Annotated in this window: 18 protein-coding genes and 1 riboswitch; of the genes, 7 read left to right on the top strand and 11 right to left on the bottom strand. The window is 54.2% G+C overall.

Annotation, left to right across the window (positions count from 1 at the left end):
* Nucleotides 1-34: 34 nt before the first annotated feature.
* Nucleotides 35-2,365, top strand: coding sequence for an FtsX-like permease family protein (locus FYJ64_RS09090; protein WP_154574835.1), 2,331 nt, complete (start codon nt 35-37; stop codon nt 2,363-2,365).
* Between the two features lie 565 nt (nt 2,366-2,930).
* Here the strand turns inward: FYJ64_RS09090 and lpdA are convergent.
* The 11 genes from lpdA to FYJ64_RS09035 all read right to left on the bottom strand — a co-directional run bounded on the left by lpdA (nt 2,931) and on the right by FYJ64_RS09035 (nt 17,783).
* A complete protein-coding gene (gene lpdA / locus FYJ64_RS09085; protein WP_154574834.1) occupies nt 2,931-4,319 on the bottom strand; it encodes a dihydrolipoyl dehydrogenase in 1,389 nt (462 codons plus the stop codon).
* A 2-nt stretch (nt 4,320-4,321) separates the two neighbouring features.
* A complete protein-coding gene (locus FYJ64_RS09080) occupies nt 4,322-5,332 on the bottom strand; it encodes a lipoate--protein ligase (RefSeq protein ID WP_154574833.1) in 1,011 nt (336 codons plus the stop codon).
* 3 nt (nt 5,333-5,335) lie between these two features.
* On the bottom strand, nt 5,336-6,775 hold the full coding sequence (gene gcvPB, locus FYJ64_RS09075; RefSeq protein ID WP_154574832.1) for an aminomethyl-transferring glycine dehydrogenase subunit GcvPB: 1,440 nt from the start codon (nt 6,773-6,775) through the stop codon (nt 5,336-5,338).
* On the bottom strand, nt 6,772-8,112 hold the full coding sequence (gene gcvPA / locus FYJ64_RS09070) for an aminomethyl-transferring glycine dehydrogenase subunit GcvPA (RefSeq protein ID WP_154574831.1): 1,341 nt from the start codon (nt 8,110-8,112) through the stop codon (nt 6,772-6,774). Before gcvPA ends, gcvPB begins: the two co-directional genes overlap by 4 nt.
* A 14-nt stretch (nt 8,113-8,126) precedes the next feature.
* Nucleotides 8,127-8,501, bottom strand: coding sequence for a glycine cleavage system protein GcvH (gcvH, locus tag FYJ64_RS09065; protein ID WP_154574830.1), 375 nt, complete (start codon nt 8,499-8,501; stop codon nt 8,127-8,129).
* Nucleotides 8,502-8,595: 94 nt separating this feature from the next.
* Entirely contained in the window at nt 8,596-9,696 is a 1,101-nt protein-coding gene (gene gcvT, locus FYJ64_RS09060) for a glycine cleavage system aminomethyltransferase GcvT (RefSeq protein WP_154574829.1), read from the bottom strand.
* Nucleotides 9,697-9,841: 145 nt separating this feature from the next.
* Nucleotides 9,842-9,929, bottom strand: a riboswitch (glycine riboswitch).
* Nucleotides 9,930-10,150: 221 nt separating this feature from the next.
* Nucleotides 10,151-12,151 (bottom strand): sigma 54-interacting transcriptional regulator, encoded by a 2,001-nt coding sequence (locus FYJ64_RS09055; RefSeq protein ID WP_154574828.1) that lies wholly within the window; start codon nt 12,149-12,151, stop codon nt 10,151-10,153.
* Between the two features lie 101 nt (nt 12,152-12,252).
* Complete coding sequence (locus FYJ64_RS09050) at nt 12,253-13,233, bottom strand: serine hydrolase domain-containing protein (RefSeq protein ID WP_154574827.1); 981 nt, start codon at nt 13,231-13,233, stop codon at nt 12,253-12,255.
* Nucleotides 13,234-13,236: 3 nt separating this feature from the next.
* A complete protein-coding gene (locus FYJ64_RS09045; RefSeq protein ID WP_154574826.1) occupies nt 13,237-14,823 on the bottom strand; it encodes an N-acyl-D-amino-acid deacylase family protein in 1,587 nt (528 codons plus the stop codon).
* Nucleotides 14,824-14,945: 122 nt separating this feature from the next.
* Nucleotides 14,946-16,304, bottom strand: coding sequence for an APC family permease (locus FYJ64_RS09040; RefSeq protein WP_154574825.1), 1,359 nt, complete (start codon nt 16,302-16,304; stop codon nt 14,946-14,948).
* Nucleotides 16,305-16,652: 348 nt separating this feature from the next.
* Complete coding sequence (locus FYJ64_RS09035; RefSeq protein WP_154574824.1) at nt 16,653-17,783, bottom strand: DmpA family aminopeptidase; 1,131 nt, start codon at nt 17,781-17,783, stop codon at nt 16,653-16,655.
* Nucleotides 17,784-18,054: 271 nt separating this feature from the next.
* Here FYJ64_RS09035 and FYJ64_RS09030 point away from each other — a divergent pair, with 271 nt between their 5' ends.
* From FYJ64_RS09030 to FYJ64_RS09005, 6 genes are all read left to right on the top strand, one after another.
* Nucleotides 18,055-18,804 (top strand): exodeoxyribonuclease III, encoded by a 750-nt coding sequence (locus tag FYJ64_RS09030; RefSeq protein WP_154574823.1) that lies wholly within the window; start codon nt 18,055-18,057, stop codon nt 18,802-18,804.
* 13 nt (nt 18,805-18,817) lie between these two features.
* Nucleotides 18,818-19,717, top strand: a complete 900-nt coding sequence (locus tag FYJ64_RS09025; protein WP_154574822.1) for a metallophosphoesterase — start codon at nt 18,818-18,820, stop codon at nt 19,715-19,717.
* Nucleotides 19,718-20,070: 353 nt separating this feature from the next.
* A complete protein-coding gene (locus tag FYJ64_RS09020) occupies nt 20,071-20,631 on the top strand; it encodes a YdbC family protein (protein WP_154574821.1) in 561 nt (186 codons plus the stop codon).
* A gap of 22 nt (nt 20,632-20,653) precedes the next feature.
* The gene (locus FYJ64_RS09015) at nt 20,654-21,727 is read left to right on the top strand and encodes a hypothetical protein (RefSeq protein WP_154574820.1); all 1,074 of its coding nucleotides are present in this window, start codon (nt 20,654-20,656) and stop codon (nt 21,725-21,727) included.
* A gap of 63 nt (nt 21,728-21,790) precedes the next feature.
* Nucleotides 21,791-21,976, top strand: a complete 186-nt coding sequence (locus FYJ64_RS09010; RefSeq protein WP_154574819.1) for a FeoB-associated Cys-rich membrane protein — start codon at nt 21,791-21,793, stop codon at nt 21,974-21,976.
* A gap of 267 nt (nt 21,977-22,243) precedes the next feature.
* Nucleotides 22,244-23,902 carry a nucleoside kinase gene (locus FYJ64_RS09005; protein ID WP_154574818.1) on the top strand — a complete coding sequence of 553 codons (1,659 nt, stop codon included), beginning with the start codon at nt 22,244-22,246 and terminating at the stop codon, nt 23,900-23,902.
* Nucleotides 23,903-23,937: the final 35 nt, after the last annotated feature.

Below are 23,937 nucleotides of genomic sequence, written 5' to 3'. Positions count from 1 at the left end.
GCGAACCCGAAATGATTAGGACTGAGGAGACAGCATGAAAAATCCATTGAGAAAAAGGATCGGAAGAGAGTTGAGGGAAGAAGCGGGCAAGTATATTGCCCTTTTCCTGTTTTTGTCGATGACGATCGCGATTGTTTCCGGCTTTCTGGTCGCAGATGACAGTATGCGCTATGCCTACAAGCAGAGTTTTCAGAAGTATAATGTTGAGGACGGTCATTTTGTGATGAAGGAGAAGGCGGATGCGTCACTGATCCGGGCGGTTGAACGCCGCGGCGTCAGGGTGTATCCTTTGTACTACAAAGAAGAGTCGATGAGGAGTGGGCGCACGCTCCGGGTGTTTAAATCTCGTACAAAGATAAACGGGCAGGATCTGCTGCGCGGCAGGATGCCGGCCACTCCACGGGAAATCGCGCTGGACCGGCTCTTCGCAGTGAACAATGATATTGATGTTGGGGATACTGTTAAGGTGAGCGGACATTACTTCTGTGTCAGCGGATATGTGGCTCTGGCGGACTACAGTGCACTGTTTCAGAATAACGGGGACACGATGTTTGACGCGACGCACTTCGGGGTTGCGGTGACGACGCCGAAAGGGTTTCAGCGGCTCGGAGTATCGCAGCTTCATTATCAGTATGCCTGGAAGAACAAAGACAGCAGTCTGACTGAAAAGCAGCAGAACAAACTGGCGGATCGGATCGGACGAACGCTTGTAAAGCACGGTGATGTGGAGAATCTGGTGCAGAGAGGTGATAATCAGGCGATTAATTTTACCGGTGACGACATGGGCGGAGACCGCAGTATGTTTATCACGTTTCTGTATATCATCATCGTGGTCATGGGCTTTATCTTCGGCGTCACAACCAGGACGACGCTTGAACGGGAAGCCGGAGCTATCGGTACGCTTCGGGCGTCCGGATATACGCGGGGTGAAATGCTGCGGCATTATCTGGCTCTTCCAACGATAGTGACGCTGGCGGCCGCATTGACGGGAAATCTTCTCGGCTACACGGTGATAAAGGGCTATATGGCGGACCTGTACTACAACAGTTATTCTCTGACATCGTATCATACGCTGTGGAGCGGGACCGCTTTCCTTCTGACTACAGTGATTCCCTGCATTCTGATCACGATTATCGACGCCCTTGTGCTGCACTGGACATTTCGGATCGGACCGCTGCAGTTTCTGCGCCGCGACTTGCACCGCAATGTGCACCGCGACCTACACTACGACGGGCGCCGCGACATGGGTCGCGTCGGACCCTATGGCTCGCATCGTGACCCGCACTGCGACGGATACCGCGACAGTCGGAATGACCGTTCGCTGCGACTGCCGTTCCTGTCCCGCTTTCGCCTCCGAATCATTCTGCAAAATCGCACGGCATATCTGATCATGGCAGTTGGTATCTTTTTCGCCAGTGTACTGCTTTTGTTCGGCCTGATGCTTCAGCCGCTGATTTCTCATTACAGCAGTCTGGTGGATAAATCCCAGATTGCCCGCTATCAGTATGTACTGAAAGCACCCGTTCCGGTTCGTACGCACAATGCAGAGAAGTATGCCCTGAAGTCGCTGAAAGTTAATGAAAAAGATGAAATCAGTGTTTACGGAATTCGCTATGATTCTATCTATTTGGATCTGGAGCTGCCGGATAGGGACAGCGAGGTGATTGCTTCCAGCGGCTATATGGAGAAATATGGCCTGAAGGTCGGAGACCGGATTACGCTTCGGGAAAAATACAGCGGTAAAAAGTACAGTTTCCGCATTGCCGGGAAATATGATTACGATATCGGTTTCGCACTGTTCATGTCGCGGCCTGCGTTTGAAGCGACTTTCCAGGAATACGGCGGATACTTCAACGGCTATTTTTCCGACCTGAAGATTCGCGACCTGAAGGACAAATATGTTTCGACGGTGATTACGGAATCTGACCTGAAAAAGGTTTCTAACCAGTTGGAAGATTCTATGGGCAGGATATTTGATGTCCTCACCGGGTTTTCGGTACTTCTGTACATGCTGATTATTTATCTTCTGGCGCAGCTGATTGTGAACAAAAACAGTGACGCGATTTCCATGATTAAAATTCTGGGATATTCGGATGAAGAGGTTGCGAAGCTGTACAATCGCGCTACCGGAATTGTCGTAGTGCTGGCGCTGGTTTTCAGTACATTCCTCAGTACGCTACTGCTCCGGGCGTTGTGGAAATCATTTCTTCTCAGCATGACAGGCTGGATTCCATTTTATATTCCGCACCGCATCTATCCGGAAATGATGGCAATCGGTCTGGCAGCGTATTTCCTGATACATAAACTACTGATGCGTCGAATACGAAAAATCCCCATGGCCCGAGCCTTGAAGAATATGGATTGAGGCCGGTCGTCTGACTTTCGAGCGGGCGGCGGCACTTACGCAGGCGTTGTATTTGCGACCGGCTGGCTGCCTCCCCACGCGACCAACAGCACTCGCGACTGACCGGCCGACTCCCCGCAACTGGCCGCAAACTCTAATATCTGTCATTCCCCGATCTGCAATACCTACCGGTATGATTCGATTTGGTCGGAACTGATACATCACATCGTAAATTGACGATAACGAAGCCTCCTTAAAGCCCATCGGTCGGAAAATCTGCCACATTTCTCGAAAAAAACCAAAAATGTGGCAACCTCGTCTGCCATCTAACTCGAAACGGTCATAATATGAACATATAGTTCAAATTATCCCGAATGCGACAATGAATCAGTTTGATTTTGCAATAGGAAACGGCGGCCCATCCATCGGATCACCGCCGTATTCCTTTATGTTGAAGTTTGTTATGCATTGGCTTTGTTTTTTAGTACAAAGGCATCCGACTGCCTCCTCGCCAACCCGTCGCTCGCCAGTCTTCGCGCCCGCTGCTCCTCGTGTTACTCGGACGCTCCTCGCCAACCCGCGTCGCCTATTTCAGCGCTTCGCCGATTCCTTCGCTGAAGGTCGGGTGGGGGTAGATGGTTTTAGCCATGTCCTCCAGGGTCAGACCGCTGACGATGGCCTGGGAGAACTGGCTGATCATGTCCGTTGCCCGGGCGCACATCATCTGGGCGCCGAGGATTTTGTGGGAGCCGGCGTCTGCGATGACTTTGATGAAGCCGCGCTCCTGAAGTGACAGGATAGATTTTCCGTTGCCGCCCATCGGGTATTTCTGGGAGGTGATTTCGATTCCCTGTGCCTTGGCGTGCTCCGCGCTGATGCCGACACTGGCGATTTCGGGATTGGTGTAGATGCAGGAGGGGATCGTGTTCATGTCTACCGGTGGTTCTGCGCCATTCATGGCGGCGACGGCAGAGCGTCCCTCTGCGGTTGCCACATGGGCGAGCTGGATGCCGCCGATGACATCGCCGATGGCGTAGATGCCCGGAACAGAGGTCTGGAAGTGAGAATCAACCAGAATACGGCCTTTTTCCATTTTCATCGTTCGGATTTCCTCCGAGGATTCCTCAGAAAAGAGCCCTTCGGTGTAAGCTCTGCGGCCGATGGAAATCAGGATCAGATCCGCGGTGACCTCCACGGGTTTGTCCTTCTCTGTAAAACAGCAGACCATTCCGTCTTCGCCTTTTCGGATTTCCGTTACTGTGGACTTAGTGTGGACGTCGATTCCCTTGACACGTTTCATCAGCATTTTCAGATTCTGGCCGATTTCCTTATCCATGTTGGCGATGATGCGGTCCAGAGCTTCTACAATCGTCACTTTGACGCCCAGAGAACTGAACACCGATGCGAACTCGCAGCCGATAACGCCTCCGCCCACGATAAGCAGGCTGTTCAGCGGCCGGCTCCAGTCCAGCATCTGATCGCTGGTTACCACGCCATCCTGATCTGCGCCCGGAATCGGGGGAAGCGAAGGGACAGAACCCGTGGCGATCATGATATTGGAGCCCTCCAGCTCCTCCGTTCCGCCTTCCGTAAGTTCCACGCGGACGCGACCCCTGTCGAGAACAGTTCCGGTGCCGTTGTAGACTGCGATTTTATTCGACTTCATCAGCATCGCGATGCCGCCCCGGAGCTGATCCAGAACAGCATTTTTGCGTTCCTGTATTTTTTCCAGATCGAATCCGTCGCCGTCAGTGCCGGTCAGACCGAGCTCTTCACCGTGCGCTTTAACCTCGTGGTACAGCGCGGCAGTGTGGAGAAGCGTCTTTGTGGGGATGCACCCGCGGTTCAGGCAGGTCCCTCCCAGCTGGCGGTTTTCAATCAGCGCCACCTTCATTTTGTATGTCTTTGCCGCATCGATGGCGGCCTCGTAGCCTCCCGGTCCGGCGCCGATGATAATCAGATCGTATTTTTCCATAACTATATTTTCTCCCTTATCAGGTCAGTGATATCTTTTTTCATGGCGCTGGCGATTTCTGCCGGCGCTGCATTCTCCGGGATCCTGACGGACTCAATGGCTGCGGCCATATCAGCCTCCGTGTAGCGGCAGCCTGTAAGAGACTCCGCGAACAAAGAAACTGCCGCCTGGTCCATGGCGTCTGAATAGAAATTTATCTCACGGATGACGCCGCCGTTCACGTGGAACTGAAGCTGAACATCGCCCCAGTCGAACCGGTCAGAGATTTCGTATTCAAAGGGGATCTTGCGGCCGTACTTCCATTCCCAGGACTCGAACTTCTCCGTGAGCTTCTGAATTTCATTTTGTGGAAGAGAACTGTCCTGGAACTTCTCACAGGGCAGACCGTAGACCTCCGAAAAGGATGATACGAGGGCCTCCGTCATCATTTCCACCGTGATATCCGGGCGGAACTCAATCAGACTGGCGACCCGGGAGCGTACAGAATCGACTCCTTTGGAGGCCAGCTTTTTTTTGTCCACATTCAGATACTTTGCCATGTCCGCGCCGTTCACATTCAGCATCAGCGTACCGTGATGGTAGCACTGGTCGCCGACACGCAGAAAAGCATTGCCGGAGAACTTGCGCCTGTCAACGGTGATATCGTTGCGGCCGGTTCGCTCGGCGTTCATGCCGAGTTTCCTGACCGCCAGGAGAATGACATCCAGCTGCCGGTTCAGATCATAATCCCCGGCTTTCACACAGAAAGTGAAGTTCAGATTCCCCAGATCGTGGAAAACCGCGCCGCCTCCGGAGAGGCGGCGTACCAGATATCCGCCGTCCTCTTCCAGGCGGCTGACTTTACATTCCTTCCAGCAGTTCTGATTCTTCCCGATCACGACCGTGTGTCTGTTCTGCCACAGATACAGGATGCACTCGCCGTCCTTCACATTCATGGTCAGATATTCTTCCGTCGCCAGATTGCGGTATGGATAAGTATTTTCAGTGCGCATCCAGAGCAGTCTTCTGATCATAGATCAGTCCTCCCAGATATAACGCACGATTGGATGCCGAGCGGCTCCGACCTCGTCCGGACGGCCGATGACCGTCGTATGGGGCGCGCTGTGCAGGGACTCCGGATCCGATTCTGCGGTTTCATAAAGCTTGCGCAGAACCTCGATTGCCTCGTCCAGAACCTCCCGCGGCTCCGTTTCCGTAGGTTCGACCATCAGCGCCTCGTGCACGATCAGAGGGAAGTACATTGTCGGCGGATGAATGCCGTAGTCCAGCAGACCCTTGGCAACGTCCAGCGCCGAGCAGCCCGTCCGGTGCTTCAGTTCCGACAGATCCATGACGAACTCGTGCATACAGGTGGTGTCATAAGCCATGGTGTACAGGTCGTCTAGTTTCTTCCGCATGTAATTCGCGTTCAGCACAGCGTTCGAGGATGCCTCCGGAATTCCTTCCTTCCCGAGGAACAGAATATAGGTCAGGGCTCTGACAACCACGGAGAAGTTCCCGTGGAACTGTTTGACCGCACCTACGGTTTTGTCGCCGACCGAGTAATGGTACATTCCGCTGTCGTCCACCGTAATCTGATAACCCGGCAGGAAGGGCTTCAGGAATTCCTTGCAGCCCACCGGACCGCTTCCCGGTCCTCCGCCGCCGTGAGGCGTGGAAAAGGTTTTGTGCAGGTTGATATGGACACAGTCGAAGCCCATGTCGCCCGGACGAACAAGTCCCATGACGGCGTTCAGATTTGCGCCGTCATAATAGCAGAGACCGCCCGCCTCGTGGACGATTCTGGTAATCTCCGTAATGTTTTTGTCAAAAAGCCCGACGGTGTTCGGATTGGTCAGCATCAGACCCGCAGTATCCTCGCCGACCGCTGCCCGCAGGGCGTCCAAATCCACGCATCCGTCCTCTGCGGAGGGGATGCTGACGATTTCGTAGCCGCACATGGCCGCACTAGCGGGGTTGGTGCCGTGAGCGGAGTCCGGAACGATGATCTTGGTGCGCCTGCTGTCATTGTGGTCCGTATGGTATGCTTTGATCAGCAGCAATCCTGTGAACTCACCGTGAGCGCCGGCTGCCGGCTGCATCGTGAAGGCGTCCATTCCGGCAATTTCGCACAGGGAATCGGAAATGGTCTTGATGACTTCCAGGCTGCCCTGTACCGTGTCCTCCCTCTGCAGAGGATGAACCCGGGTGAAGCCCTTCAGTGCGGCGGTTTCCTCGTTGACCTTGGGGTTGTACTTCATCGTACAGGAACCCAGTGGATAGAATCCGTCGTTCACACCGTGTGTACGCTTAGCAAGTTTTGTATAGTGACGGCTGATCTCATTCTCCGAAAGGTGAGGGAGATGAAGCTCGCTTCTGCGTTTCAGTTTCTCCGGAACAGCCGTCTCCGGAACGTCGCATTCCGGAAGAAGGGACAGCTTTCTGCCTTCCGAACCGATTTCGAATATCAGTTTCATGCGTGCGCCTCCTTTCCTTCCATGACGGCCTTCGCGATGGTGACGACGTCGTCCATATCCTTCTTTGTATTCATCTCTGTCGCGCACCAGAGGATCGCGTTCTCCGTGATGGGAAGACCACCCAGAATCCCGTGGTTCTCCAGTGCCTTCATGAGTTTCTGTGATCCGCAGGGGCAGTCCGTGATGAACTCGTTGAAAAAGTCCTGACGGTACAGAGGCCGGAAACCGGCACCTTCCAGCTGTTCTGCCAGATAGTGCGCCTTCGACATACTCTGTGTGGCGACCGCCCGCATGCCGTCCTTACCCATCGCAGCCATATAGACAGAGGCGATGAGCGTGCAGAGATCCTGGTTGGAGCAGATGTTGGAGCTCGCCTTTTCCCGGCGGATGTGCTGCTCTCTGGCCTGTAACGTGAGTACAAAGGCGCGCTCGCCCTTGTCATCAGTCGTCTCACCGACGATACGTCCCGGCAGCTTTCTCATCATCTTCGAATTGGTGGCCATGAATCCCACATATGGTCCGCCGTATGCGATCGGCATACCCAGCGGCTGTCCGTCGCCGACGGCGATGTCTGCACCCGCTTCCGCCGGAGACTGAATGATGGCCAGAGAAATAGGGTTCACTCCCATGACCAGCTTGGCACCGGCCGTGTGAGTGATTTCCGCAATTTTCTCCGCATCCTCAAAATTTCCGTAGAAGTTCGGTTGCTGAATGTAGACGCACGCCGCCGCGGGATCCTCCTTCAGCAGAGTTTCCAGTTCTTCCATGTCCGTCAGGCCGTCCCGCGCCGGAACCTCTACCAGTCTGGTGCCGCTGCCGAAGCAGTAGGTCTTCATCACCTGGATGACTCCGGGGTGTGCGGCCTCGGAGACATAGGCGGTCTTGCGCTTTCTGTCCTGGCACATCGGGATGGATTCCGCAGCAGCCGTCGCACCGTCGTAGTGGGACGCATTGGCCACGTCCATTCCTGTCAGCTCGCAGATCATGGTCTGGAACTCGAAAATCGACTGCAGAATTCCCTGACTGATTTCCGCCTGATACGGCGTGTATGTTGTGACAAATTCTTCTTTTGTGGATACGCTCTTCACGATGGCAGGGATGTAATGATTGTATGCGCCCGCGCCGCGGAAGATGCTCTTGAACACTGTGTTCTTGTCTGCGATTTCCTCCATCTTCCGGAGGACTTCCATTTCGCTGAGTCCGGAGGGGATGTTCAGCGGCCGTTTCAGCCGGTTTTCCTCCGGGATACAGGAGAACATGTCCTCGAAGCCGGAATACCCGGCCTCCTTCAGCATGGCCTCCTGTTCGGCCTTCGTATTCGGTACATATGAACCCATAGTTCTCTCCTTTGTTACTCTTCGCTGAGGGTGCTCACGTATTCTTTGTAAGCGGCCTCATCCATGAGTTCTTCTTTGTCGCTGATGTTCTCCACGCGGATCATCCACGCTTCATAAGGCTCTTCATTGATGTTTCCCGGAGCATCCAGCAGTTCCTCGTTGATTTCCGCCACGGTGCCTGTGACCGGAGAATAGACATCGGAAACCGCCTTGACGGATTCTACGTCTGCAAAGGGTGTGCCCGCCTCGACGTCATCGCCTTCTTCCGGAAGGTTGACAAAGACCAGTTCCCCCAGCTCGCTCTGCGCGTAGTCCGTCAGTCCGACCGTCGCGGTCGTGTCGTCGATCATGTTTACCCATTCGTGTGATTTAGAATAAAGAAGTGCCATTTTAAATACCTCCGATTTTACTTATTAATTCCTGAAATTTCCTGTAACTGATTCGTCTGCGGCTTTACGGGACGGCGAACCGTCCGGCCGTATTTTACTGTTCTCTTTTGTAAAACTGTGATTTCACCATCTTCGCCTTCACCATACGGCCTCTCACATCGACCTCGACCTCTTCGCCGAGCTCCCGTGCGTCCGCATCGATCAGAGCGCAGGCGACAGCCTTTTTAATGTAGGGACACATGGTGCCGGAGGTGGTGACTCCGATTTTCTTTCCGTTGCGGTATACATCCATATGCTCGCGGATAATGCCGCGGCCGACAACCTCCAAACCGACCTTCTTGCGGGTGGGGGGCGTCTTGGCTTCGATGGCGGCCTTGCCGATGAAGTCGGGCTTATCCATCTTTACAAAGATGCTAAGCAGCGCCTCCTTCGGCGTAATCGTATCGTCCATCTCATGACCGTACAAAGGCATACCCGCCTCAAGCCTCAGGGTGTCTCTGGCGCCCAGACCGCAGGGGATGAGTCCTTCGTCTTTTCCGGCTTCCATCAGTGCTTCCCAGATTTCCGGCGCCTTTTCCATCGGCATGTAGATTTCCACTCCGTCCTCACCGGTGTAGCCGGTGGTGGAGATCATCACTTTGGTTCCGCACATGTCCTGATCAAAGGTGCAGGCATAGTATTCCTGCGGAACCGCGTCCCCGGAGACCAGCTTTAGCAGAATTTTTTTTGCGAGGGGGCCCTGCAATGCGATCTGGCCGATCGTGTCGGAAATGTCTTCGAATGTGACATCGCCGGTCTGATGGGCTTTCATCCAGTTGAAGTCTTTGTCCTTATTGGCCGCATTAACGACCATCAGATACTCTTCGTCGTTTTTTTTGTACACGATGAGGTCATCGACAACGCCGCCTTCCTCATTGCACATCGGGCTGTAACGTGCCTGTCCGTCCGCCATTCCGGCATAGTCGTTAGTAAGCAGCATGTTCAGGTTCGCCAGGGCATCCGGACCCTTGCACACGATCTCTCCCATATGAGATACATCGAACATTCCCGCCTTCGTTCTGACCGCCATGTGCTCGCTGATCACACCGGCCTTGTACTGAACCGGCATTTCCCATCCGGCGAACGGCACCATCTTCCCTCCGTATTTGACGTGCGTGTCGTACAGAGAGGTTCTTTTGAGTTTTTCTTCTGACATGTAATACCTCCTATGCTGTCAGCAGTGTCCGTTGGCGTCGCAGTGTGCAGTTATTAAAAAAGACACGCGAACTCACCTGTTCGTGTGCCCTGTCCGTTTACCTGAAAGATTGTCCCTCTTCGGTGCGCTACGCTCTCCAGGGGTCCGTCCGGATACAGTCCTTTTGCCTGAGAGTTTGCCCACGACGCCCCTTCGGCTCTGCCAACTGGTGCAGCATCTCCCGCATCCATCATTCGGAATAATAATCACCTATATTTTAGCATAGACAAAAAACGCGGTCAACAAATCAGCGATAAATAATTATATTTTTCTGATAAGCAAAGAGATGCCTGGTCGGCGTGTCGGCCGTACCGGAAAAGGCTCTGCCGACTCTGTTTCGACGGGCATGCAGGAGGTGTGATCGGCTGGCCTCTGGGTTTCGGCTGCCGCCGACCTCTGGACATCGCGCCGGCACTTACAGGGTCGCGTTCTCTGCAAGGTACTGCAGTCCGGCAGGAGTGATGGTCGCGCCGCGCCGACCCTTGTGGATTTCGATAAAACCGCGCTGTTTCAGGTGCGCCAGCCGCTTGCGCAGTTGGATGTCGCTGACCGTGATGTGGACGGATTCCAGCAGGTACTGAATCCGCGTTCGTCCGATTCCGCGTCCCGCAGCGTTGGAATCGCTGATGATCCGCAGAATGGCGACATCGATCCGAGTCTGGGAGGGGAGTCCCTGAGGAGTTTCCCGGATGCCGGCATCTTCTGAAATTGTTTCCGGAAGAGTGTGGAAGGTTTTGAAATACAGCGCACAGTTTTCCAGCTCCCGGACATTGCCTGGCCAGCTGTGGTGCTGCATTTTTTCATACATTGCCGGAGTAGGCAGTGGATGGCTGTTTTCCAGGAAATAGTCAAACAGCGGGCGAATGTCGGCCTTTCGCTTCCGCAGCGGCGGAATTGTGATCTGCATGACGTTCAGCCGGTAATAAAGGTCGTCACGGAATTCGCCGCTCTGCACCTTCTCCGGAAGGTTGCGGTTAGTCGCGGCCACGACACGGACGTCGATGTCGATTACCTGACTCCCGCCGACTCGCATGATCTGTTTCTCCTGAAGAACCCGCAGCAGAGAGGCCTGCATCTGGGGCCGGATATCGCCGATCTCATCCAGAAAGATGGTTCCGCCCCTGGCCCGCTCAAAAAAACCGGCCCGTCCGTGCTTCCGTGCACCGGTGAACGCCCCCTCCTCATATCCGAAAAGCTCGGATTCCAGCAGGCTCTCCGGAATGGAGGCACAGTTCACGCCCAGAAATGGCCGGTCCTTCCGGCTGGAGGCGTTGTGGATCGCCTGAGCGAAAATTTCTTTGCCCACGCCGCTCTCGCCGAGAATCAGTACGGTGTGGTCTGTGCCTGCGACAATCTGCGCCCGCCGGACGGTACGCTTCATTATTTCGGAGGTGTACATGATATCGCTGAAACGGTACCGCGCCACGAGTCCGCTCTTCTTCAGCGCGTTGGAAAGCACTGTTTCGCTGTTTACAATCGACATTTCGTCCCGCATGTTGACAGTGAATCCGATGCTGCTCTCCGCACTGAGAAAGCTCTTCTTGTCCAGCGTATAATGGGTCTCGTTCAGTGTACATGCGGCCTTCAGGATATTGTCCGTCGAGTACAGCAGTGTCAGCAGATCTTCCGGAATATGCTCCCGGAGCAGAATGCGGCGATCGTGGCTAAAACCGAAAAGGGCTGCGGCCTTCTGGTTGAAGAAGACCACCTCGCCGGAATTGTTGACAGCGAATGTCACATCTTCCGAATAATACAGGTATTCGTCCAGAAGTTTCTCGCGGAGAAACCGGTTCAGATAGTTTGCCGCAGAGGTCCTGGCCGGTTCGATGATTTTCATGCCGTAGTCGACCAGCCTGGAGGTAATCTCCGGATCATCGGCGCCGAGAAGCCGCTCAATCTCCATCATGGTTTCAAAACTGATTTCCCGGTATCCGCAGTCGATGACATGGGGGATATGGGGCGGCACAAGAGCCGGCTCTGCGGGAGTGATGGCGTATCTGACGTCCTCGTGCCCGCCCGGATTTTCCGGGTCGAAGAGAGTGAAGCGCACATGGTCGACGCCCAGTCCGTACAACATGACTGCGGTCTCCTCTGCGGTGTCACGCGTGTCGTTGACAATGAGGACTTCGCTCCCCGGTGGAATCGCCCGTATTTCGCCCAGGCTGCTCCGGAGGATGCTCCGGTCCATGAACACAACGTTGTGCATGGAGACGGCGTGTTCCCTCAGATCGAAAATCAGCCGTCTGTCAGAGAGAAGATAGATGTCCGCATCGACCGGTTCTCTGGGCCTCAGCCGGCTGATATAGATTCCCCGAAGCTCCGCGGAATCGCGGAATACACTGTGGATCACGGCTTCCAGGTGCTGCATCACAAGGCTGTTTTCTTCGTTTCGGTATACAATGCTGATTCGTTTCATGACTGAGTTCTCCTGACAAAAGAAAATACCGGGGTTTTGTTCCCCGGGTATTATTTTATCCTGTTTATATCCTGATTTCAATTACATTTCGCACCGCGGCTTTATTCCGCGGCGGCGACCATTTCGCGAATGCTCCGCATATCAAAGCCGGCGAGCTCCTCTATAAATTCATAGCAGACTTCCAGTCCGTTAAAACTGTTGGTATGAATCACAACGCCGTCTTTTGTCGCCGGATCCAGAATCACAAAGGCTTTGAATCCGTCGTTGTCGCCCCAGTGCCAGAGCGTCTCGCGGCACAGTCCCCAGCCCAGGCCCCAGGAGACGCCCTCCGTAACCGGGTTCCGAAAGGAACGGATGCGCTCGATGGTTTCAGGCTCGCTGAGGAGCTGCAGAGCGAATTTCGTGTAATCGGATATCGTCACGCAGAGGCTGAAGGCCGCGTTGGGCTCGACGGCCACGGTTCTGCGGCAGGAGCTGCGGAGGGGCTCGATGACTCCGTCAGCGTCGAAGGTTCTGGACAGCGTCCGGTTGAGCGGTCCGGTCCAGATCATGGCGGCGTTCTTCATTCCCAGGGGATTGAAAATTTCATCCTGAAGGAGCACATCAATCCGTGAGCCGGTAATCTTCTCGACGACGTTCTGAAGAAATGTATAGGCCTTGCCGGAGTATCCGAAACCCGTTCCCGGTACGAAGCGCAGGGGGAGAGGCGCGTCTCCCCAGTTCGGCAGACCGGTGGCGTGAGTCAGCACATCCCGCGCGGTGACGTCGCGGAATGCGGGATCGTCTGTCGGCAGAGGTTCATCCGAATATTCCCGGAGAGGTCTGTCGAGACGCAGGAGCCCGCGATCCTCCAGCTGCAGAATACAACGGGCGAATACGGTCTTGGTCAGAGAAGCAATTTCAAAATGAGTGGACGCATCCACAGGACGATTCTCCTCCGGATCTGCGACACCGCAGAATCCGGTGTGCGCAAGTTCTCCGCTGCGTATGAGGGCGAACGCCGCACCTGCAACCCGATGCTTTTTCATCGATTCCGCGAGGAACATTTCCGGCGGATTGCCTTTGTCAGATAGTATGTTCAACAGTTATCTCCTCCTTATGATGCGCCCGGCTCTGGCTCCGGTATGAACTCCGTCTGAGGCGCTGAGAACGCCGTTGACAAAGACTGCGCGAATGCCTTCGCAGGGCTGTCCGGGATTGAAGTAGTCCGGCGTGTCCTCGATTTTGTCGTAATCGAAGAGAACCAGATCCGCATGCATCCCTTCTGAGATTTTTCCGCGGTCGGTGAGACCTATTCTTTCGGCGGGCGCTCCTGTCATCTTCCGGACGGCCTGCTCCAGGGAAATCACGCCGCGCTCCCGCACATAACGGGAGATGATCCGCGGGAAGGTACCGTAGATTCTGGGGTGGGGGACGCCGGGAAAATCGAGGGGCTCCGCCTCGCCGTCAGAACCCGTCATTCCGAAATCCTGTGACAGGATGTATTCGATGTCCTCCTCACACATTCCGAAATTCACTTCGTTTGCCTGGAAATCTGAGGAAAGAACGATGTCGAAGCACGCGTCCGCAGGGTCTTTTCCGGTCATCGCCGCGATCTCTGCGATGGAGTGGCCGACAAAGTCTTTGTTCGAGGCACCTTCCGCACGGGAGACAAAGATTTTGTCCCATCTGCCGATGTGGCTTTCGTTGGCCTCATCACGAAGGGCAGCTCTCTCCCGCGGGTCGAGCAGCCGTTCCCGTAGCTTTTCTTTTCCGCCTTCAAAGGCGTGTTCGGGAATATTGGTTTCCAGGCCGGAGGCGGAAGCGGTATAGGGGTACTGATCGAAGGTGATATCTAGTCCGCGGTCTCTCGCATCCGCGATGAGTTTCACCGCTTCCCGTACCGCAGTATGCCAGCACTCCTGCCGGATCTCTTTCAGGTGAGAAATTTCGACCTTCACACCGGTCTTCTCGGCCAGACGGATGACCTCCCGGACAGAATCTGTCAGCTGAAGCCCCTCGTTCCGCATATGTGTCGTGTAGATTCCTCCGTACGACCGGAGGACAGTGCACAGCTCTTCCAGCTCCTCGCTCCGGGCATAGGAACCCGGCGGATAGATGAGACCGGAGGACATTCCGAAGGAGCCGTCCTGAAGGGTCTCCTCCAGCAGGCGTTTCATTACGCTCATTTCCTCCTGCTCCGGTTTTCCTCTGCGAAAGCTCATGGCAGAGAGCCGAAGGTTGCCGTGACCGGTGAGGAAGGCCATGTTTGTACTGTGCTTTTCCTCATCGAGCAGCGACACGAATCCGTTCATATCAGAATACGGCAGCGGATCGTTTTTGTCAACATATTCGCTGAGATAATAACGAAAGTCGTCCTTCCTGTCCCCGCAGATGGGGAAGGCGGACATTCCGCAGTTGCCGCACAGCTCCGTCGTAATTCCCTGGAGGATCCGGCTGTCTGCAGTCGGAACGCGGAGCGCTGTGAGATCGCTGTGGGTGTGGATATCAACAAAACCGGGCGCCAGATAAAGCCCGGTTCCGTCTATGATCCTGCCGGCCCGGAGCTCCCGGCTGCCGCCGGGAACCACGGCCGTGATCAAATCGCCGCTGACGGCCGTGTCGCCGGCAAACGCCGGCGCTCCGGTGCCGTCGATAATAGATGCGTTTTTAATCAGAATATCATATTCCATATAAAACTCCTGTAGATTGCCCGATCCGGGCAGTCCGTCGCGGACTGTCCGCCGTGAATCGTCTGGTCCGGGCGGTCCGACGCGAATCACTTCAACACGGACTGTCCGCCGTGTAAACCCTGCTACGAACGTTTTTCGTCGCGGACTAATTTTTTGTCGAAAATAAACCAGGTGATGACGCCGAGAACGGGAACGATCAGTCCGATCGCTGCGGTTTTCGGGTCTGACATCAGTGTGTTGATCATCAGCGCGAAGAAAATCACCACCGCGAGAATGACGGTAACCGGGTAGCCCCATGCTTTGTACGGGCGCTTCATGTCCGGGAATTTCTTCCGATAGATGATGACCGCGATGATACAGAGCGTGTTGTATACCATGCCGGCGAATACCACAAGCGAAGTGAGCTGGTCGAGGTTCCGCAGCATCACGAGGATGATGGAAATCACGGCCTGCGAAATCAGCGCAACCTGCGGGACGCCTGCTTTGTTCAGTCTGGCGTGGTTCCGGAAGAAGTGCCCGTCTTCCGCCATTTCATAATAGTAGCGGGAGAAGGCGATGATCATTCCGTTCAGTGCGCCGAAGATGGCGATGAGCTGAGTCGCGAGGATCATACCGCCGCCTGCGCCGCCGAAGATGGTTTTCGCGACGGTGGTGCCGAGGTACAGATCGTCATTGTTAATCAGTGAAACGATTTGCTCATGCGGAAGTACCCGGTAAATTGAGAAGTTGAAGAGTGTATACAGGACGGTGATGCTGCCGATGCCGATGATCAGGGCACGGGGCAGATCTCTGCCGGGATTCTTCATTTCCTCAGCCACGGGGTTCAGGTTCGTCCAGCCCTCATAGGCCCACAGTGTTGCGACGGTCGCAAAAGCAATCATTCCGAACATTCCGCCGAAGGATAAGTCCGACCCTGCCGGTACAACGGAGAGATCAGGATGCTGTTTCCCGAGAACCAAACCGGCGAACAGAATTACGACAATCGGGATAAGCTTGGCGATCATGGAAATGTTCTGCAGGATGGAACCGTATTTGATTCCCAGGCAGTTGTATGCGGTGAGGACGATGATGATCACTATGGCGATCAGCTTGATTGTCATCTCCGACATGTGCATAAAGTTATTCAGCGCGGTTACCAGAGCAATGGCCAGCGCCGCGATGGAACCGGAACCGCTTACCAGCCAGCTCGTAAAGCCGAAGGAATAGCCGACGGACGGGTGGTAGGCTTTGTTCAGATAGACAACCATGCCGCCTGATTTGGGATCGCTGGCGCCCAGCTCCGCGAAACACAGTCCGCCGAGAATGGAAACAACGCCGCCGATGATCCAGCACAGCAGAGCCATTCCCATGCTCATGTTCGTCCGCTGCAGGACATAAGAGCCGAGGTAGAAGATGCCGGAACCGATCATGATACCTCCGATGATGCTGATGCCGCCGAAGGTTCCGATCTCTTTCCGGAAACCGTTATTCTGTGTAGTCATAGTGATGACCTCCTTGGATGGTGAAAATTTTTTGACCGCAGTGAAAATTGCGACATTTGCATAAGGAGCAATGATCGTGCCAAACAGAGGTCGCTCTTCATGATGAACAATAGTCCTTTTTCTGCCGCCGTGCATGCTGCAAAGAAATATTCGGACCGGTCATAACCGATTTTTATCCTATTTTTAACCTGATAAAGGATCCGGCTGCCTGACCGGCCCGCGAGGACCGCCGCACCATTCGAGACTGCCCGACCGGCCCACGAGGCTCCCCGTCTCGTCCGAGGCTGCCCGACCGGCCCGCGAGGACCGTCGCACCGTTCGAATTCTGTCCGAATCTGCCCAGGACCGTCAGTCCATATTGAGGAAATCCTTCAGCCCCATATAGCGGCTTCCCCGGACGCCTTCTGTCGTCTTCGCGTGATATAGAGAACTGATCAGAGCTTCTTCAACAGCCTCCACAGATGCCTCGAATACACGGTCAATGTTTTCGTCAAAAAACATTCCGTATTTCAGAATATCCTTCTCGCTGTAATGGGCACATCGGTTAGCCGTCGTGAAGGTGATCGCGATGTCTCCGCTTCCGTTTCCACAGTAAGAGCCTGTTCTGGCGAGGGCGATCATAGCCCGCTTGGAAACCCGGGTGAGCTGCCGCTCTGAAAGAGGAAGATCAGTGGCGATGAGGATGATGACGGAACCCCGGTCCTTGTCTTCACCGCCTGTGCTGACCGCGCCGGTCGTACCGGCGGCGCATCCTGAGCTCTCGCCGGCGCATCCGGAAGTCTCGCCGGCGCATCCGGAAGTCTCGTCGGTGCGTGCGGCGGCCTTTGTTGTGTCATAATGGATTCCGTCGATGACGAGATTACCGGCGGACCCGTAATTGGTCATGACGAGCGCCCCAATCACGTATTCGCCGCCGTCTGCTGTGATTTTCCGGGAAGCGGATCCGATTCCGCCCTTCAGCCCGAGGCAGACCATTCCTGTTCCCGCTCCGACGGCGCCCTCCTCAAAATCATCGGAAGCGCTGTCCAGTGCCTGCCGGACATGCTCCTCCCGGACATGAAGTCCCCGGATATCGTTGAGCCGCCCGTCGTTACATTCTGTAACAAGGCAGTTTACGGTTCCGGTGGATACGCCGATATCTTCATTTTGTTCCAACATATATTTCGTGAGAGCGGTAAACGCAGTTCCGATGCTGAGAGTGTTGGTCATCACGATGGGAGTTTCAATCGTTCCCAGTTCCTGAATCTGCACCAGCCCGATGCTTTTGCCGAACCCGTTGAGGACGGAGCAGCCGGCCATGACTTTGTCCCTGAAAATGTTGCCGCAGTGAGGAAGAACGGCGGTTACGCCGGTGTTGATCTCCCCGTCCTGCAGAGTCACCTGACCGACCCTGACGCCCTGCACGTCTGTGATTTTGTTTCTGTCTCCCCGCTCGAACTTCCTGTGAAGCCGGATGGGGGCGTCCGATGGAATGCCCATAAAAAATCCTCCTTGCTCATAATAATTTTCTGTCTGCAGGTTGTCTGCCAGTGTTTTGTTACCATTTTATCACAGCAAGATGTGTGCCACAAATCTGACTCCTGAATCTACAAATATAAGGTGTTTCAGGATAAAATATTAATTGAACCACAAACGCATCAAACTATGGTATAATGGCAGTAACCAAAGAGACGCCGCTGATGCATCGCCTCATCGCTGAGGATCGGCGGAAGCGGGGTAAATCAGAACGAAAGCGAGAAAAGACATACATATGAAACTGATATCATGGAACGTGAACGGGCTCAGAGCCTGTCTGAAAAAAGGATTTGAGGATGTGGTCCGGGAGCTGGACGCGGATTTTTTCTGTATTCAGGAGACTAAGATGCAGGAGGGGCAGGCGACGCTTGACCTTCCGGAGTATGAGGAGTTTTTCTGCAGTGCGGAGCGCAAGGGCTATTCGGGAACGGCGGTGCTTACAAAGAAAAAGCCGCTGCGTGTGCAGTATAATTTCGGGGAGCACACGGACGAGGGCCGCGGGATCATTCTCGAGTATGAGGATTTTTATCTGGTCAACGTCTATGTGCCTAACAGTCAGAATGAACTCCGGAGGTTGGATTACCGGATGAAATGGGAGGATGATATCCGGAACCTGCTGGTGGAGCTGGACCGGGAAAAGCCCGTGATTCTCTGTGGGGACATGAATGTCGCGCATGAGGAAATCGACCTGAAGAACCCGAAGACAAACCGTGGAAATGCCGGATTTTCTGACGAAGAGCGAGCTAAGATGACGCAGCTTCTGGAGGCCGGGTTCACTGATACCTATCGGTATCTCTATCCGGACACTGAAGGGGTGTACAGCTGGTGGAGCTACCGGTTCAATGCCCGGAAGAACAACGCGGGATGGCGCATTGACTATTTTATCGTCAGCGACCGTCTGCGGGATAAGATTGTGGACGCGAAGATCCACACGGATATCATGGGGAGTGACCATTGTCCGGTGGAACTGGAAATTAGACTTTGAAACGGGGGAGATTATGAAAAAAAGAATGACAGCGCGGCGCACACTGACGGCCGCGGCAGCCGGAACTGTGGCCGGGGTCACTGCGTACGGTCTGTACAGGGGATTGAAATACTGCAACAGGGCGCTGGTCGCAACGGAGTATCGTCTTCGCTCGGAACGTGTGCCTGAAGCTTTCGGCGGATTTCGCATTGCACATATTTCCGACTTGCAGAGTGAGTATTTCGGGGAGGAACAAAGGGAACTGCTGGAGATGGTCCGGAACGGAAATCCTGATATTATTGCGATCACCGGGGATCTTGTGGACCGAAATCACACAGATTTCATGGCGGCACTGAAGGCGGTTTCCGGTCTTCTGAAAATTGCGCCGGTTTATTATGTGAACGGAAATCACGAGCTGCAGATTCGTCAGACCCGGATCCATCCCTTTTATGAGGAACTTAAACTGCTGGGCGTGCATGTCATGTTCGATCGATGCGAGAAGTTTGAAAAGGACGGTTCCCATATCAATATCATGGGTGTCGCAGAAACCAGCGTATACGCCGCTAAGGAGATCGGATGGGAACTGGGGACCGGCTTTGAGTCCGCCGTACTTCTGGAGAAGCTCCGGGATATCTGTGAAGAAAAAGATAGCGCCTTCACAATCATGCTGACTCACGAACCGCAGTATCTGACTGATTACGCGGCAACTAACGCCGACGTCATCCTGTCGGGTCATGCGCACGGCGGCCAGTTCCGTCTTCCGAACGGACAGGGTCTGTATGCTCCGGGCCAGGGCGTGCTCCCGAAAATGACCAGCGGCTTCCATATCGAAGGCCGCTCTGCCATGCTGGTGAGCCGCGGATTGGGAAACAGCGTCTTTCCGTTCCGCCTGAACAACCGTCCCGAAGTGGGTTTCCTTACACTGAAGAGGTAACCGCCGTGTTCGGCGAGTCTGCAGCTGACCTGTGACGATCTGTCGACGACCGCGGCCGGCCTGCAGAGCTTGCAAACTGTCGACGACCGCGGCCGACCTGCGCAGGATTGGCTGCATTGATGACTGCCGCTTCGCGTTGGAACTGACTGCATCGACGATCTGTCAGTAACCGCGGCCGGTCTTTGACTGCCGTGCTCCGCGCCTCTGAAAACATTGGAATCAAGCGGGTAAGAGAAAAGACTTTCTTTTTTCTCCCGCTGTTTTTTGCGTCGATTTAATTGACATATTATACCAATAATGGTAATATCGACCTTACAAAAGGGTTGCTTAGAAGAAGGAAAGGAGAACCTATTATGCCGAATGAATTTACGTTTGAAATCAGAAAACATCTCGGGACTCTGGCGGTCCGGAACAACGGCTGGAGCAAGGAACTGAACATCGTCTGCTGGAATGATCAATCGGTGCCGAAGTTCGACATCCGGGCCTGGGACAGGAATCATACTCATATGTCTCGCGGAATCACACTGTACGCGGATGAAATGCGCCAGCTTGTATCCCTGTACCTGGCATATCAGAACCAGAAGACGGTGGATGAGGCGAAAGCAGATCAGGAGGCTGACCGGATGGAATACCTTGAGTATCGTAAGAAGACGGAGCAGTATCGCACCGTTTCTGCCGCAGCGGAAACAGCTGCGGATGCTCCCAATGGCCGGATCTCACCGGATATCGGTGCTCCCGACCGGAACGCCATGGCAGACGAGCCGCCTGCTTCCATGCCGGAGGACCCGGCGGAGGTTTCGGAGGAATCTGTGCCCGGATCGGAAACGGATGAATATGCTCAGGATGTCTCTTCGGATGTGCCCCTGCAGGTAAATCAGGACTCCGGTGCAGATGCGGCCTGCGCGGCGTTTTAATGAAATTTCGGAGGTGTGAAAAATGCTGAAAGGAAGGATAATGATTGAACGGATTGTGATCTGTCTCATCGGTTTGAGTGTGACACTGACGCAGATCATGCCGGCCTGTGCGGCGGAGTCCTCCGGCGGAGCCGCATCGGCGCGTACAAAGGAAAGCCGGCCCGGGCTGTTTCTTCCGGACGGCGGACGGGAGCAGGCAGAGACGATCGTTCGGATTTCTTACAACAAAAAAGAAATGAAGGAAATCAAAAAGGATCAGAAGGCCGTCGTGAAGGAACTGAAGCAGGAAGATTTTTCAGGGCTGGAGCCGGGTGAGATAGACGATGTAATGGAAAATGTTATGGAAGACTGCTACGATGACGCGTCGCAGATCATGGAGGAGAAGACATCAGAGCAGACCGCCGAGTTTGCAGCGAAACCCGTCAAAGCAGCAACGAGGTTGACAAACCAGTCAACGGGAACTGCCGCAACAGTGGCGAGATCTGTCAGATCAACAACGGAAACTGCCAAAGAAACATCGGAAGCCGCAGGGGCGGGGAACATCGTATCAGTCGATTCCAATATGAAACCGGTGACCTATGTTATCGATAGCAACGTGACGGTGACATTTGATGAAGAGAAAATTGTTCTTGACATTCTGGACACCGGAAGGGAAAAGAGCGCTAGTGCTCCGCGCGGATTTTTTTCCCGACTGACGGCTGCTTTCGCGGAACCGTGTTTTGCCGCCGGAGGAGATAAAACCAGGACGGCTTCGCACCGAACCAGAATTTATGACAGCTGGACAAAGAAAAAGTGCTTTGAGTGTTTTGTGGAAGCGCGTTTCACCTACAACAAAAAAAGTAAGAGATGCACCGTGGAGACTCTGAGCCACTACGCAAAGAAGTTCTCGATCTTTACTTTGTTCTCTACCGTTCACGGCAGAAAATATACAGTAGATGATGACAGCCGTAAATCCCGGACCTGCTGTCAGGAGGGCTACATCCGAACCGGAATCAAGGTGGGGGGACAGCTGGTGGAACTGTCAGATTACTACGCCTGCGCGGCTCTTTCCTGCAACTACAAAGGCAAGATCACCAGAAAGAGCAGAACAGCATGAAACGAACGGCGGGTCAGAGCCGCGACCCGGAGACAAAGCACATGATACACGGAGGTGAGAAAATTGAATGGAACTTTTATGCAGCAGACGCTGCTTCTGGTACTTCTGATTGCTGCAGCGGCGGCCGCAGTTATTTATTTCCTCGTGCGGCTGATCCGGGCACTGGAATCCCGGAGAAATGCGAAATGCGGGAAATGCAGCGAAGACTGCTCCGGATCAAATGATTTAACAGACCAGTCGGTTAAATGACGAATACAGTGTCTGCCCGTTAAATCCCCGTCGGACCTAATGGGGCGCTGCGTAAGCTCTCCGGCAGCGAAGCAGTGCGAACGGAATGAGTCTGCCGGCGGTGTCGCAAAGCATCATCCGATGCCAAGTCCCCGCCGGCGATTGTTGAACTTTCACAATTATATATATTCTCCGTCCCGGTATTTATGGTATAATGTTTGTTCAGAGGAGATTAGACTGCAGTGCATAGCATCAGGTCAAACATGGAACGGCATGGAGGTATGTATCTTGAAAATCAGACTGAAGACGGAACCCCGCGGCGAATTTCGGGATTTTGAGGTGAAAAAGGGAACCCGGATTGAGGAGATTTACAGGCAGATGAGGGATGAACTCCCTTATACTGTCCTGCTGGCGAAGGTGGGCAATGAGTATCAGGACCTTAATTTTGTGATAGAGGAAGAATGCAGTGTGGAACTGCTGGACATGCGGACGCAAGCCGCGAATCTGGTGTATCAGTATGGACTTGTGCTGATCTATCTGACCGCGGTCAAGCACGTGTTGGGCGATACGGAGATGATAATCGACAATTCTCTGAACCAGGGACTGTATGTCTATGCGCTGGAGGGCGCCTCCGGACGGGAAATTCGTCAGATCGAAGATGAGATGCGGCGCCTGGTGGAGGAGGATGTTCCCATCGAACATCATCGCTATTCCGCGGAGGAGGGAATTAAACTCCTGATTGAGATGAAGCGCTATGCCAATTTGCGGGAACTGCAGTTTCTGCCGGAGAAAGAGCATCTGGATTTCTACCAGTTGGAGGATTATCAGGATTATTTTTACGGTAAAATGGTTCCTTCAACCGGCTACATCCGGCACTTTGAATTGCGGTCGTACCGCGGCGGCGTGCTGATCCGTTTCCCGCTCCCGGCGAACCCGGAGGTGATCCCGGAGTACAAAGATCAGGTCAGGCTGGCGGAGGCCTTTGACGAGCAGGGACGCTGGGATCGTCTTCTGGGTGTGGATTATGTCGGTGATCTGAACAAAAAAATCGTCCGTGGTGAGGCGAAGGAGCTGATGATGCTTTCGGAGGCACTGCACGAAAAGAAGATTGCGGAAATCGCGGACATGATAATGAAGCGGAAGAAAAGGATCATTCTGATTGCGGGTCCCTCATCCTCCGGGAAAACCACATTCGCGCGCAGGCTTTGTATTCAGCTGAAGGTCAACGGTATGGACGCACTGTACATGGGAACCGATGATTATTTTGTGGAACGCAGCCAGACGCCCCTGGACGAGCACGGCGAGCCGAATTATGAAGATCTGGACGCCATCGATATCGGGTTGTTCAACCAGAACATGAACGATCTGCTGGCAGGCCGGGAAGTAGATCTGCCGACGTTTAATTTCATTGAAGGCAAGAAAGAATACGGCAAGCGCATCACCAGGCTCAGGCACGGCCAGCCCATTGTAATTGAAGGAATTCACGGTCTGAACGGGAAACTGACGGAGCAGATCCCGGCCGAGGAGAAATTCAAAATCTACATCAGTCCGCTGACCCAGCTGAATATCGACGAGCACGTGCGGATTCCGACGACGGACGAGCGGATGCTCCGGCGTATGGTACGTGACTATCAGTTCCGCGCTCACGATGCCCGGAGCACCATTGCAGACTGGCCCAAGGTTCGCGCCGGCGAGGACAAAAATATTTTCCCCTACAGTGACGAAGCGGATGTGCTGTTCAATTCCTATCACGTCTATGAAATCTCTGTCCTGAAAAAATACGCACAGCCACTGCTGGAGAAGATTCGTCCGGATGAGCCGGAATACGCAGAAGCTCAGCGTATTCTGAAGTTCTTAAACTTCTTCCTGCCCATTGAGGACGATTCCGTGATTGTCAACAATTCGATTCTCAGGGAATTCATCGGCGGCAGTGTTTTCGTCGAATAAACGCCGGGTTCGCTGTTCCCTGCGGGAGCGACTGG

Source organism: Hornefia butyriciproducens, from assembly GCF_009695915.1.
Lineage (GTDB): Bacteria > Bacillota > Clostridia > Peptostreptococcales > Anaerovoracaceae > Aminicella > Aminicella butyriciproducens.
This window is presented reverse-complemented; position numbering and strand designations above follow the sequence as displayed.

Coding starts and splice junctions, on each gene's coding strand:
- lpdA (WP_154574834.1), bottom strand. CDS start 4,319: ATGGAAAAATACGATCTGATTATCATCGGCGCCGGACCGGGAGGCTAC.
- FYJ64_RS09015 (WP_154574820.1), top strand. CDS start 20,654: ATGCTGAAAGGAAGGATAATGATTGAACGGATTGTGATCTGTCTCATC.
- FYJ64_RS09020 (WP_154574821.1), top strand. CDS start 20,071: ATGCCGAATGAATTTACGTTTGAAATCAGAAAACATCTCGGGACTCTG.
- gcvH (WP_154574830.1), bottom strand. CDS start 8,501: ATGGCACTTCTTTATTCTAAATCACACGAATGGGTAAACATGATCGAC.
- FYJ64_RS09080 (WP_154574833.1), bottom strand. CDS start 5,332: ATGATCAGAAGACTGCTCTGGATGCGCACTGAAAATACTTATCCATAC.
- FYJ64_RS09030 (WP_154574823.1), top strand. CDS start 18,055: ATGAAACTGATATCATGGAACGTGAACGGGCTCAGAGCCTGTCTGAAA.
- FYJ64_RS09045 (WP_154574826.1), bottom strand. CDS start 14,823: ATGGAATATGATATTCTGATTAAAAACGCATCTATTATCGACGGCACC.
- FYJ64_RS09055 (WP_154574828.1), bottom strand. CDS start 12,151: ATGAAACGAATCAGCATTGTATACCGAAACGAAGAAAACAGCCTTGTG.
- gcvT (WP_154574829.1), bottom strand. CDS start 9,696: ATGTCAGAAGAAAAACTCAAAAGAACCTCTCTGTACGACACGCACGTC.
- FYJ64_RS09090 (WP_154574835.1), top strand. CDS start 35: ATGAAAAATCCATTGAGAAAAAGGATCGGAAGAGAGTTGAGGGAAGAA.
- gcvPB (WP_154574832.1), bottom strand. CDS start 6,775: ATGAAACTGATATTCGAAATCGGTTCGGAAGGCAGAAAGCTGTCCCTT.
- gcvPA (WP_154574831.1), bottom strand. CDS start 8,112: ATGGGTTCATATGTACCGAATACGAAGGCCGAACAGGAGGCCATGCTG.
- FYJ64_RS09035 (WP_154574824.1), bottom strand. CDS start 17,783: ATGGGCATTCCATCGGACGCCCCCATCCGGCTTCACAGGAAGTTCGAG.
- FYJ64_RS09025 (WP_154574822.1), top strand. CDS start 18,818: ATGAAAAAAAGAATGACAGCGCGGCGCACACTGACGGCCGCGGCAGCC.
- FYJ64_RS09040 (WP_154574825.1), bottom strand. CDS start 16,304: ATGACTACACAGAATAACGGTTTCCGGAAAGAGATCGGAACCTTCGGC.